The organism is Brevibacillus sp. HD3.3A, from assembly GCF_013284375.2.
Lineage (GTDB): Bacteria > Bacillota > Bacilli > Brevibacillales > Brevibacillaceae > Brevibacillus > Brevibacillus parabrevis.
In genome coordinates this window covers 4,639,671-4,651,729 of sequence record NZ_CP085874.1, presented here as the reverse complement: position 1 = coordinate 4,651,729, position 12,059 = coordinate 4,639,671, and the positions used below count along the sequence as shown (strand labels likewise).

Sequence of the window (12,059 nt, the reverse complement as noted above, 5' to 3'; positions counted from 1 at the left end):
CACGATTGTTGCAAACATACAAAAAAGACCACTCTTTTGTCCATTGACACTCTTTTTGTCAATCGCCTAAAATCCTACTATGATAATAAGAATCAATTTCATGAATTTAGCGAAAGGGAAGGGGAAAGCAACATTTCGTGCATGTACATAATGAATGGAAAAGGTGGCTAGCATGGGTCAACAGACACACACCCTGAAGCAGGGGAGTACATCAAAACAGGAACAGTTTCGCTCGCGGCCATGGGCAGCAACGCTGATCCTCACGGGCGGAGTTTTTGCCTTGATTCTCGGAATGTTTCTGTCTGTCTCATTCGGGGCAGCAGATATTCAGTTTTCTGTCGTTTGGGACGCTATTTTTCATTTTAATCCAGATATTACGCAGCATCAGATCATCCAGGAAATACGCCTTCCCCGCTTGCTCGGTGGAGCGATGGTCGGGGCCAGCTTTGCTGTGGCAGGGGCGATCATGCAAGGGATGACTCGCAACCCGCTTGCCGATTCCGGTTTGCTCGGGCTGAATGCGGGAGCAGGCTTTGTCATTGCTCTCTGCTTTGCCTTTTTCCCGGGGCTGCCTTTCATGTACTTGATCTTGTACGGGTTTTTGGGCGCAGGTGTAGGCGCAGGACTTGTTTACGGAATTGGCTCGATGGCAAAAGGCGGGCTTACTCCGGTGCGGCTCGTGCTTGCAGGGGCAGCGCTCAGCGCCCTGTTGTCTGCTCTTAGCGAAGGGATTGCGCTTTACTTCAAAATTGGACAGGATTTGGCTTTCTGGTACGCAGGCGGGGTAGCCGGGACAAAATGGTTCCAGCTTAAAGTGATGTTCCCGTGGATTGCCGCCGCGATCCTCGGGGCGATTGTGTTGTCGCGTTCCATCACGATGCTCAGTCTCGGCGAGGACATTGCCAAAGGCTTGGGCCAGCGAACAGCGCTCGTCAAACTGGCGGGTACGGTCATCGTCCTGATTTTGGCAGGTTCGGCTGTCGCTGTCGTCGGTGCGGTTGGCTTCGTCGGACTGATTATCCCGCACTTGACGCGTTATTTGGTCGGGGTCGACTATCGGTGGATTATTCCTTGCTCTGCCATTATGGGCAGCTTGCTCGTCGTTTTTGCCGATTTGGCAGCCAGAATGGTGAATCCGCCTTACGAAACACCTTTGGGAGCCCTGATTGCGCTGATTGGCGTTCCGTTCTTCCTTTACTTGGCTCGTAAAGAAAGAAGGGAGATGTAAATCATGCAACCAGCTACTGCGCAAATCGATGCCCGCAAACGCAGCAGGGGCATCCTCGTCATGATGATTTTGTCTGTGCTCATTTTGATTGCGTTCATCATCAGCATGAACACAGGATATATTCGCTTGTCGCCAATGGATTTGCTCATGACCTTGTTCGGGTCTGGCACCGAGAAGCAAAGCTTGATTTTGTTCGACTTCCGCTTGCCGCGCATCGTCATTTCGCTTTTGATCGGAGCAGGTTTGGCGGTTTCCGGCTGCATCATTCAAGGGATTTCCCGCAACGCGCTGGCTGACCCCGGCATTTTGGGGATCAACGCAGGTGCGGGTTTGATGGTTATGCTGTTCATTTCCTTTTATCCGTCGACGGCTGCCGCTCCTGTTTTCCTGTTGCCTGTCCTGGCGCTGGTCGGAGCAAGCTTGACCGCAGCCCTGATTTTTGTGCTGTCTTACAAGAGACATAAAGGCTTGTCGCCAATTCGCATCTTGCTGACCGGGATCGCGGTCGCAGCGGGGATGAGCGCTGCGATGATCGTGCTGACGCTCAAGCTGAGCCCTGACAAGTACCAGTTTGTCGCAACCTGGCTTGCCGGAAGCATTTGGGGAACCAACTGGAAATTCGTTCTGTCGCTGCTCCCGTGGATTGTCGTCCTGCTGCCGTTTGTCTTTTACAAAGCGCGTGTGATGAACGTCCTGAATTTGGGAGAAGAGCTGTCCATCGGTCTTGGTGCTCCAGTCGCAAGAGAACAGTTGAAGCTGTTGGCCGCATCGGTCGGACTGGCGGCATCTTGCGTGGCTGTCAGCGGCGGGATCGGCTTCGTCGGTCTGATTGGCCCGCATTTGGCGCGCAGACTTGTCGGACCGAAACACGAAATGCTGCTGCCGACATCGGCCTTGGCAGGCGCGCTCCTGGTTATTGTTGCTGATACGATCGGACGCTGGATTTTGCAGCCGTCTGAAATTCCAACAGGCATTGTGGTTGCTGTCATCGGAGCCCCGTACTTCTTGTACTTGCTTGCCCGTTCGAAGTCGTAGAGAAAAAGAAAGGCTTTCATCGTGCGGTGAAGAGGAGGAGGATTCGGTATGCTGCGTCGCTTTTTTGCGTACTACAAGCCGTATATGGGGCTGTTTATAGCAGATTTTTCTTGCGCGATTTTGGCCGCGCTGCTTGAACTGGCGTTTCCGCTTGCTGTCAACCGGGTTGTGGACGATTTGCTTCCGAGCGGAAACTGGCTGCTGATCCTGTACGCGTGCCTGGGGCTTTTGGGCATTTACGTGGTCAGTGCGGCCTTGCACTACGTCGTTACCTATTACGGACACAAGCTCGGCATCAATATTGAATCGGACATGCGCAAAAAGCTGTTTGATCGGGTGCAAAAGCTCTCGTTCCGCTTTTTCGACAACAACAAGACCGGACATCTCGTATCTCGCATGACGAACGACCTGATGGATATCGGGGAGATCGCTCACCATGGCCCGGAAGATTTGTTCATCGCGGTCATGACACTGCTGGGCGCCTTCGGTATCATGCTCAGCATCAACTGGCAATTGGCGGTGCTGACTTTTATCATCGTGCCTTTAATGATTTATTTGTCGATGTATTTCAGCCGCAAAATGTCCCGCGCTTTTGACCGGATGTTTGCCGATGTCGCAGACTACAATGCGCGCGTGGAAAACAACATCAGCGGCATTCGCGTCGTACAGGCGTTTGCTAACGAAAAGCATGAAATCGCACGCTTTGCAGAGAACAACGGGCGCTTCCGCCTGACCAAGCTGCTCACGTACCGCATCATGGCGTGGAACTCGTCGTTGAGCTTTATTTTGATGAAGCTGGTATCGCTGTTTGTCCTCGTGTGCGGAACGTATTACGTCATCCAAGGAAAGATGACGTACGGGGAGTTTATCGCTTTCGTGATGCTGTCGAACGTCTTTTTGAACCCGATTCAGCAGATCAACAACGTCATCGAGACGTTTCCAAAAGGTGTTGCCGGATTCAAGCGTTACCTGGAGTTGCTGGAGACAGAGCCTGACGTCGACGATGCGCCAGACGCGAAGCCTGTCAGCAATCTTCGCGGCGACATCCGCTTCGAGAACGTAACGTTTGGCTATGAAAACAAGGAAAAAGTGCTCCAGGGATTGTCGCTGTCCATTCGCGCTGGCGAGACGGTCGCGCTCGTGGGACCTTCCGGCGCGGGAAAAACGACACTGTGCAGCTTGCTTCCCCGTTTTTACGATGTGGACAGCGGCTCGATCATGATTGACGGCATCGACATTCGTTCCATGACGCTGGAATCGCTTCGTTCGCATATCGGAATCGTGCAGCAGGACGTCTTCCTGTTTGACGGATCGATCCGGGAAAACATTGCCTACGGGAAGCTTGGCGCGACCGATGAAGAGTTGTGGGACGCAGCCAGACGGGCACAACTGGAAGACGTGATCCGCGCCTTGCCAGAAGGACTGGATACGCTGATCGGGGAGCGGGGCGTCAAGCTTTCCGGCGGTCAAAAGCAGCGGTTGTCGATCGCCCGGATGTTCCTGAAAAACCCGCCGATCCTCATTTTGGATGAAGCGACTTCTGCTCTCGACACCGAGACGGAAGCGGCGATTCAGCAGGCGCTTGCAGAGCTGTCCCACGGACGCACGACGCTCGTGATCGCCCACCGCCTGGCGACGATCAAGAACGCAGACCGAATCATTGTCGTCGCCGAACAAGGCATCGCCGAGCAAGGACATCACGACGAGCTTTTACAAACGCAAGGCGTATACAGCAGACTGCATCAAGCGCAGTTCAGTTCATAGACGATGAAACGGCTGTGATTGTCCGTGGCGTTTCTTCCACAAAAAAGCGAGCGTTCTTCCGCATGAGGGCGGGGGACGCTCGTTTTGCTGTGCTATATGCTAAGTTATGCGCCTTGTACAAGCGGGGCAAAAAGCAGCTGTAAACAAGGAAATCATTGTATAATGTACGGGTAGACATGTTCGTGAAAAGAAAAGCGTATCCTCCAGTTGGTGAGGAACAGGCTGGAGGGTGTTTTGCAGTCGAATCAAACGATAGAAGCTCCCTGTTTGCTATAATACATAGCAAGAGCATGTAGCGGGACAGGAAGGAATGGTAAGCATGATCGACCGATTGGACCATCTGGTGTTGACCGTCCGCGACCTGGAAGCGACTTGCCAGTTTTACGAGCGCGCGCTTGGCATGCAGGTTGTCACCTTCGGCAATGGCAGAAAAGCTTTGCATTTTGGCGCACAAAAAATCAACCTGCATGTGGCGGGACACGAGTTTGAGCCGAAAGCGGGACAGCCGTTGCCAGGCTCTGCTGATTTGTGCTTGATCGCTTCTGTGCCGCTTGCGGCAGTCATCGCCAGGTTTGCAAGCTGCGGGGTGGACATCGAGGAAGGGCCAGTGCACAGGACAGGTGCAGCGGGACTGATCCGTTCGGTTTACGTGCGCGACCCCGACCGGAATTTAATCGAAGTGGCGGAATATGTGGACACACGCGAAGCTGAGCCAATTGAGCGAGGGACGGATGTGGACACACGCGAAGCTGAGTCAATTGAGCGAGGGGCGGATGTGGGCACACGCGAAGCTGAACCGATCGAGCGAGGGGCGGATGTGGACACACGCGTAGCAGCCGACCCAATTAAGCAAGAGCCGGGCGTTCACCGTATTTTGCAAGTGCTGAACGAGCGCGAGCCGGGGTTTATGGGAGCGAAGCAAACGGGTGTGTTTGGCATTTTGCTTCCTTTGGTCAAGATGGAGGACGGCAAGCTGGGGGTTTTGTTCGAAAAGCGGGCAAGCACGATGCGCAGGCAGGCCAATGAAATTTGTTTCCCCGGTGGACGGGCGGAAGAGGGCGACGAATCGCGCTGGGCGACAGCCCGCAGGGAAACGAGCGAGGAGCTGGGAGTGCCGCTCACAAGCATTCACTACGTCGGCGAGCTGGATCGGTTGATCGGTCCGGGCCATTCTGCGATTTACCCGTTTGTCGGCTACGTGGAGGACATAGCGAAGATGAAGCCGAATCCCGATGAAGTGGGAGAAGTGTTTATCATCTCGCTGGAACGACTGGCTGCCGCTGAGCCTGCGACATACACTTCAGCGCTTGTGAACGAGCCGGAGGATGACTTCCCTTATCACCTGATTCCGGGCGGCAAAAAGTATCCGTGGCGCACAGGCACAGTCGAGCATCTGTTTTACGAGCTGGACGGACGAGTCATCTGGGGGCTTACTGCGCGAGTTTTGGCCCATTTTCTTGAATTGATTCGCCACGAGCCATGACCCTGCCCTCGTGCGTGAATGGAACGAAATAGACAAAAGGGAGTGGAAGAAGCATGTGGAAAGCGAATCCGATTACGTCACGCCTGAAAATCAAATGGCCGATTATCCAGGCACCGATGGCGGGCGGTGCGACAACTCCTGCGCTGGTCGCGGCCGTCTCGGAAGCAGGGGGATTGGGAACGCTGGGAGCTGCCTATATGACTCCACAGCAAATCCGTGAAGCGATACATGCGATCCGCGATTTGACCGACAAACCTTTTGGCGTCAATTTGTTCATCCCGGAAGACTTTGACGCGACCCAGCCGATCGCAGACACGGTTGCTTCCGCGCTCAATGAGGTGCGCCTTGAGCTGGACATTCCCGAAAGCCCGCAAGTCACGCGCTTTCAGGAGTCGTTTGCGGAACAGCTGCAAGTCGTACTGGAGGAAGTGCCTGCGGTTTTCAGCTTTACGTTTGGCATGCTCGACGCGCGTTCACTGCAAGCGCTCAAGCAAAAAGGCGTGACGGTGATCGGGACTGCGACGACGGTTCGCGAGGCAGTCGTGCTGGAAGCGGGCGGCGTGGACATGATCGCAGCGCAGGGCAGTGAAGCAGGCGGGCATCGCGGTTCGTTTTTGCCGGATTCCCCGAGCAATCTGATCGGAACGATGGCATTGGTGCCACAGATCGTGGATCGCGTCAAAATTCCGGTGATCGCAGCGGGCGGGATGATGGACGGGCGAGGCATTGCAGCCGCGCTCGCACTGGGAGCGCAGGCGGCCCAGCTCGGAACGGCATTTTTAACGTGTGCGGAAAGCGGCGCGCATGCTTTGCACAAGCAAGCCATCCGGGAGTCGAGCGAAGAGGGCATCGTCATGACACGGGCTTTTTCCGGCAAATGGGCGAGAGGCATCGAGAACGAGTTCATGCGAAAGCTGGCGCCACTGGATCAGGAATTGCCCGCCTACCCGGTGCAAAATGCCCTCACCAAAGACATTCGCGCCGCTGCGGGCAAGCAGCAGAAATCCGCGTATATGTCGATGTGGGCGGGACAGGCGGCACCGCTTGGCAGGGAGCTTGGCGCAGGCGAACTGGTCTTGCAGCTCGTAGAGGAAACGAAGCGTGCATGCGCAGGACTTGTGCAGGAATAGCAAGGAAACAGGTGCGGCATCATTACGGACAGACTACGGCAGTGCGTTGACGGAGGAATGGAGATGGAACAGGAATACGCTCTTCGAGGAACAATCATTGCAGACGGACAGGAAATCAGGGACGGGCTTGTCGTAGTGGCGGCAGCGAAGATCGTGTACGCAGGGGAAGCCGAAGCTTATGCGGGCGAATGCCCTGCACAGCTGCTGACGGTGGAAAACGGGCGGATTTGCCCAGGACTGGTAGACATGCACATGCACGGGATCGACGGCCACGACACGATGGACGGGACGCCGGAATCTTTGCAGGCCATTTCCGGCGCGCTTGCCCGATATGGCGTCACTTCTTTTTTGGCGACGACGATGACGGCTCCTTACGCCGAGCTTGAGCCTGTGCTGGAAAACATTGCGCGCGCAAGCCAGGCTGGCTTGCCGGGGGCAGAGGCAATCGGGATTCACCTGGAAGGACCGTGGATCAACCCGCGTTACAAAGGGGCGCAAAAGGAAGAAAACATTTCTTTGCCCAAGCTGGATGCGGTGAAGCGAATGTACGAGCTGGCCCAAGGGCTGATCAAGGTCGTGACGATTGCTCCCGAGCAGCCGGAAGCGCTCGAAGCGATTGCCTGGCTCAAGGAGCGCGGCGTGATCGTCTCGGCAGGCCATACAGGGGCGACGTTTGTCCAGGCGGCTGAAGCTGTGGATGCGGGCGTGCGCCACTTCACGCATTGCTTTAACGCCATGACCGGATTGCATCACAGAGAGCCGGGAGTGGTCGGTGCTGCGATGTACCACGAGCATTTGAGCACCGAGTTGATTGCCGATGGCATCCACGTCCATCCTGCGGTCATGCGAATTTTGTATCGGGTGAAAACGCCGGAGCGGCTCGCGCTGGTCAGCGACTCGATGCGCGCTGCTGCGCTCGGCGAAGGCACTTACGACTTGGGCGGGCAAGAGGTTCGCGTCCGCGACAATCAGGCGCAGTTGGCGGACGGGACATTGGCTGGCAGCATTTTGACCTTGAACAAAGCCGTAGCAAACATGGTGACGCTGAGCGGTGTACCACTGGCGGAAGCGGTAGAGATGGCATCGCATACGCCAGCCGCTATCCTCGGATACGGGGAGCGAAAAGGTCGGCTGGCAGCCGGATACGATGCCGACATGATCGTGTTGGATGACGATTTTGAAGTGGCGATGACCTTCGTTGCCGGAAAACGCGTATACGAACGCGCTCAGTAATCCAATCCATAGGCGTAAAAAAGCAGCCCAGATGCGCTGGGGCTGCTTTTTTTTGTCGTATACTGCTGCACGGGCAGGGCGGCGCGTGGATGAAACAATGCGCCGGGGCTGTTTTTTTGTACCCCCTACTGCTGCACGGGCTGCGAAGCATGCGGGTGAAACCAGACTTTTTGAAAGTCCAGCCAGCCGGACGGATTGATCGTGACGCCGCGAACCGACTTGTGAAAAGAAGCTTGCGATTTCTTTTGCACAAGGTACAAAACGGCATGGTTTTCTTGGATCAGCGTTTCTATGTGCGCGAGCTTTTGTTGCCGGACGGATTCATCTGCTTCCCGGAAAAGGGCAGCGGTCTCTTGATGAACCGCTTCGGCTAACGGTGCGTCAAAGCTGGGCAGGAAGTAGTTCTTTTGCAAGTACATTTCCAGTTCACTGATTTCATCATGGCTAAAAACGTTTCCGAACAGTTGGCAGTCGTGCTCCGGCAGCAAGTCGTGATTCGCAAACTCAAACGGCTCGCGAACGTCGATTTCCAGGTGAATGCCGTAGTCTTTGCAGCGGGCTTGAATCCACAAGGCGTCCGGCTCGTGATAGGACGTCATGACCATGCGCAGCGTCTCTCCCTGGTAGCCGCTTTCCGCAAGCAGGGCGGCAATTTGCGCAGCGCTTGGGCGGGGCGTTCGTTCCGCTGACCAAGTCGCAAGCTGCGGAGAGAAGGGGCGGAAGCCTTTTGCTGGAAAGACGCGATCTCCTCCAAGCTCGGCAATCATCTGCTCGCGATCGATGAGCAAGTCGAGCGCCTGGCGGAATTTCGGATGGTTTTGCGGCCCGGTTTTCCATTGGTTAAAGACGAGCAGGTTGCAGCAGGAAAACAGCGTCTCCAGATCGCACCAATCGCGGCTGTCGCGGATGATTGCTTCCCTTAATGCTTCGGCTTTTGTGGCCACACCGTGGGACATCATGACAGACGTCCAGTCCGGTTCATGGAGAATGCCTGTTTCCAGATCGGGGAACAGGAGGATTTCCACACGGTCAAGCTGCGGCCTCCCCTGAAAATGTCCCGAAAAAGCTTCCAAAATGCAAATGCCTTCATCCAGACGGACGAGCTGGAACGGGCCAGTCCCGATCGGATTTTTCCCAAACTCGCCTGCCGTCTCCAGAACGATCTCTGCCGGGACGATGCTGGTGGGCGTAGTGGAAAGCATCCGCAGAAACAAGTAGTTCGGCTCCTGCAACAAAATCCGCACCGTTCTGGCATCAACTGCTTCCAGTTGCGCGATATCGCCAAGCATCCAGCTTGCTTCATACTTTTCCGGATGCGAGCGCAGCCGGTCCAGCGAAAAGACAACATCGTGCGCGGTCAGCTCCCGACCGTGGTGAAACACGACATTTTTCTTCAAATAAAACGTCCACTCCTTGTGATCCGCGCTCATTTCCCACGAGTGGGCAATGCTTGGATGGATCGTCCGGCTGTCCGTGTCGAAGTGAACGAGTGTATTGAAAAGCTGGCGGACCAAATGCGCATCGAAGTGATAGTACACCTGCGCGGGGTCCAGTGTGACAATGCTGCGGTAGACCGGGAAGCGCAGCGTGTCCTGATAATGGTTCGACTCGCTCGGCGTGCAATAGCCAAGTTCTGCCGAGAGCCACTCCATGAACTGCTCTTTGACAGCGGGCTTGCCGAAGCGATTCAAAAGCTCCATAGCTTCTGTGACATCGCCTTGCTCCATGCGCTGCTTTCCTTCCGCAAGCAAGATGGCATCGGCATCCGCCAGAAACGTCAGGACGGAGGCATTGCCCCGGCCAAGCCCAGGCTGCCAGTCGATCCAGCCCATTTCCGCCAGCTTGCGGACGATCAGCTTCGCGTTTCGGGGCGTACAGTGCCAAAGTCCGCTCAATTTTTCAATCGTGACGGGGAACGGTTTGGCCGTTTCTTCCTGCTGAAAGAACAGGCGCAGCTCCAAAAAGTAGAGAACGGTAACCATGAAGGCCCCCCTTTGTTTTTGGGAAAAGGTGACAGAGTTTGCTTACACCTTACCCTTTTTCGCTTTTCTCAGATCAATATACTGAAGATAACACGACAGACGAAAAACAGGAATGGGGAGAGCAAACAAGATGAGCAAAAGGTTTCCGTTACCGCGCTTTCATCCCGTGGCATGGGGCGTCATCATCGGCACCTTTTTATCGCGCACAGGATTTTTCATGACGCTGCCTTTTCTCGGGATTTACTTGGGCAAAGGAAAGGGAATCGACCCGGCCGTAGTTGGCGCGATTTTGGCGATGAGCCTTTTGGTGGGCACGGTCAGCAGCTTCGCTGGGGGAGCGTTGTCAGATCGGTTGGGACGCTATCCGGTCATGATCGCCTCTATGGGGCTTTGGAGCTTTGTCCTGGTCGGCTTCACGCTGGCGAGCGAGACGTGGATGTTCTTCCTTTTGAGTGCGCTGAACGGTTTGTGCCGCAATGTATTTGAACCGACGGCGCGTGCCCTGCTCGCTGATTTTACCCCGGACAGCCAGCGCAGGGGTGCTTTCAACGCCAGGTATTTTGCCATCAATCTGGGGGGAGCGATCGGGCCGCTGATTGGGTTGAAGCTCGGCGCAGGCAGTTCGTCCTCCATGCTGCCGTTTCTGATCAGTGCGGTGATTATGGCGCTGTATGCGGTCATCCTGGTCGTGTTCATGATCTTGTTCAAGCAACAACTGCGGGAGCATTCCGATTCGATTCCGATGGGGCAGATGGCGCGGATCGTGTTCACAGACAAAGTGTTTTTGTATCTGTTGCTCGGCAATTTGTTTGTGGCTGGAGCCTATACGCACCTGGATACGACGCTTGCCCAGTACATCGGTCACGACCGGGTCGAGGCTTACTCCTTCCTGTTCGTGATGAACACGTTGTCTGTCCTCGTCTTTCAATATCCGCTTGCCAGGCTGATGAAACGCTATTCTGCCATGACGGCCCTGAAAGTCGGCTGCCTCCTTTTCGGACTCGGCTTGTTCGGGTTCGGACTCTTCACCAATTTGTTCTGGCTGTCGGTGTCGATGGTGGTCTTTACCATCGGGGAAATTTTATGCTTTGTCATCGGTGATGTGCTGATCGGAGAAATCGCTCCCGAGCATATGCGAGGTGCCTATTACGGCGCGAGCGGCTTCGCTTTTCTGGGGCAGAGCGCCACTGCGTGGATCGGCGGTTTGCTGCTTCAGCAATTGGGCTTTGACCAAGGGCCAGTTATTTTCGCGATCTTGATGCTGCTGACCTTTTTGGCCTTGCCGTTTTTCCAGCGCGGTCAAAGACTGTGGGAACAGCGTCAGCAGAAGACGCAAGATTGTGAACAACCTATACAAATCACGATTTGAAAAGAGGGATTAGAATGAATCACATTCAGCAATTTCAAGCGCTTCATCATGCAGACGAGATGTTGTTTTTGGGAAATGCCTGGGATGTCCTTTCGGCACGCACGTTGGAGCAGAGCGGCTTTCGGGCCATCGGGACGACGAGTTGGGGCGTTGCGGCTTCTCTCGGATACAAAGATGGGGAAAACATTGACTTTGCCTTGCATTTGTCCATCATCAAGCTGATCGTGGATCACGTGAACATTCCGGTTTCCGCCGACATTGAGGCGGGCTATGCAGAGACTCACGGGCAAATTGTCGAGAACGTGCTGCGAACGGCTGACCTGGGGGTTGCCGGGATCAACATCGAGGACTCTTTCAAACGAGGGCCGGGGTTAAAAGAGATCGCCGATCAGGCGAAACTTTTGCAGACGATGAGGGCTGCTCTCGACAACCGTGGCTTCGCTGCTTTTTACATCAATACGCGGATCGACACGTATTTCCGGCGAGAGGACCCGTTCGCGGAAACGATTGAGCGCGGACTGGCTTACGTCGAGAGCGGGGCGAGCGGCATTTTCGTTCCGGGGATCGTCGAGGAGGAGCAAATCAGAGCGATTGCCCAAGCGGTGCGTGCGCCGCTGAATGTCCTGTCGCGCCCCACCCTGACGAATGCCGAGCGCTTGGCAGAGTGGGGAGTCAAGCGGCTGAGCATCGGGAATGACTTTTACGACCATGTTGCTGATTTTGCAAAAGCGAGTGCCTCCAAGCTGGCGGCTGACCGTGACACGGCCCTGCTGTATGCAGCGAATCGCCAAGGATAAATCTCCACATATTGCCACCTGCCCCTGGTATTTGGTAT

General features: G+C 55.3%; 9 protein-coding genes. 8 read left to right on the top strand and 1 reads right to left on the bottom strand.

Translation table 11 applies throughout. From position 1 onward, the window contains the following. Positions 1-172: 172 nt before the first annotated feature. The 6 genes from HP435_RS21620 (at position 173) to nagA (ending at position 7,873) form a co-directional block, all read left to right on the top strand. Positions 173-1,228, top strand: a complete 1,056-nt coding sequence (locus HP435_RS21620) for a FecCD family ABC transporter permease (RefSeq protein WP_122965934.1) — start codon at positions 173-175, stop codon at positions 1,226-1,228. Between the two features lie 3 nt (positions 1,229-1,231). Beyond that, complete coding sequence (locus HP435_RS21615) at positions 1,232-2,263, top strand: FecCD family ABC transporter permease (RefSeq protein WP_122965933.1); 1,032 nt, start codon at positions 1,232-1,234, stop codon at positions 2,261-2,263. A 48-nt stretch (positions 2,264-2,311) separates the two neighbouring features. Further along, a complete protein-coding gene (locus HP435_RS21610) occupies positions 2,312-4,027 on the top strand; it encodes an ABC transporter ATP-binding protein (protein ID WP_122965932.1) in 1,716 nt (571 codons plus the stop codon). Positions 4,028-4,346: 319 nt separating this feature from the next. After that, a complete protein-coding gene (locus HP435_RS21605; protein WP_229049734.1) occupies positions 4,347-5,510 on the top strand; it encodes a VOC family protein in 1,164 nt (387 codons plus the stop codon). A gap of 53 nt (positions 5,511-5,563) precedes the next feature. Then, a complete protein-coding gene (locus HP435_RS21600; RefSeq protein ID WP_173599569.1) occupies positions 5,564-6,640 on the top strand; it encodes an NAD(P)H-dependent flavin oxidoreductase in 1,077 nt (358 codons plus the stop codon). Positions 6,641-6,703: 63 nt separating this feature from the next. After that, positions 6,704-7,873: an N-acetylglucosamine-6-phosphate deacetylase gene (gene nagA / locus HP435_RS21595; RefSeq protein WP_173599568.1), complete on the top strand. Its 1,170-nt coding sequence runs from the start codon at positions 6,704-6,706 to the stop codon at positions 7,871-7,873. 125 nt (positions 7,874-7,998) lie between these two features. Here nagA and HP435_RS21590 read toward each other — a convergent pair whose 3' ends face one another. Then, positions 7,999-9,855, bottom strand: a complete 1,857-nt coding sequence (locus HP435_RS21590) for an SgrR family transcriptional regulator (RefSeq protein ID WP_173599567.1) — start codon at positions 9,853-9,855, stop codon at positions 7,999-8,001. A gap of 130 nt (positions 9,856-9,985) precedes the next feature. Between HP435_RS21590 and HP435_RS21585 the strand changes: the two genes are divergently transcribed. Then, positions 9,986-11,224: an MDR family MFS transporter gene (locus HP435_RS21585; protein WP_122965927.1), complete on the top strand. Its 1,239-nt coding sequence runs from the start codon at positions 9,986-9,988 to the stop codon at positions 11,222-11,224. Between the two features lie 14 nt (positions 11,225-11,238). Next, positions 11,239-12,021, top strand: a complete 783-nt coding sequence (locus HP435_RS21580) for an isocitrate lyase/PEP mutase family protein (protein WP_173599566.1) — start codon at positions 11,239-11,241, stop codon at positions 12,019-12,021. The last annotated feature ends 38 nt before the right edge of the window (positions 12,022-12,059 follow it).

Bases quoted from the DNA above. Each gene is read 5' to 3' on its own strand.
- HP435_RS21590 (WP_173599567.1), bottom strand. From the start codon at position 9,855: ATGGTTACCGTTCTCTACTTTTTGGAGCTGCGCCTGTTCTTTCAGCAG.
- HP435_RS21585 (WP_122965927.1), top strand. From the start codon at position 9,986: ATGAGCAAAAGGTTTCCGTTACCGCGCTTTCATCCCGTGGCATGGGGC.
- HP435_RS21620 (WP_122965934.1), top strand. From the start codon at position 173: ATGGGTCAACAGACACACACCCTGAAGCAGGGGAGTACATCAAAACAG.
- HP435_RS21580 (WP_173599566.1), top strand. From the start codon at position 11,239: ATGAATCACATTCAGCAATTTCAAGCGCTTCATCATGCAGACGAGATG.
- HP435_RS21615 (WP_122965933.1), top strand. From the start codon at position 1,232: ATGCAACCAGCTACTGCGCAAATCGATGCCCGCAAACGCAGCAGGGGC.
- nagA (WP_173599568.1), top strand. From the start codon at position 6,704: ATGGAACAGGAATACGCTCTTCGAGGAACAATCATTGCAGACGGACAG.
- HP435_RS21610 (WP_122965932.1), top strand. From the start codon at position 2,312: ATGCTGCGTCGCTTTTTTGCGTACTACAAGCCGTATATGGGGCTGTTT.
- HP435_RS21605 (WP_229049734.1), top strand. From the start codon at position 4,347: ATGATCGACCGATTGGACCATCTGGTGTTGACCGTCCGCGACCTGGAA.
- HP435_RS21600 (WP_173599569.1), top strand. From the start codon at position 5,564: ATGTGGAAAGCGAATCCGATTACGTCACGCCTGAAAATCAAATGGCCG.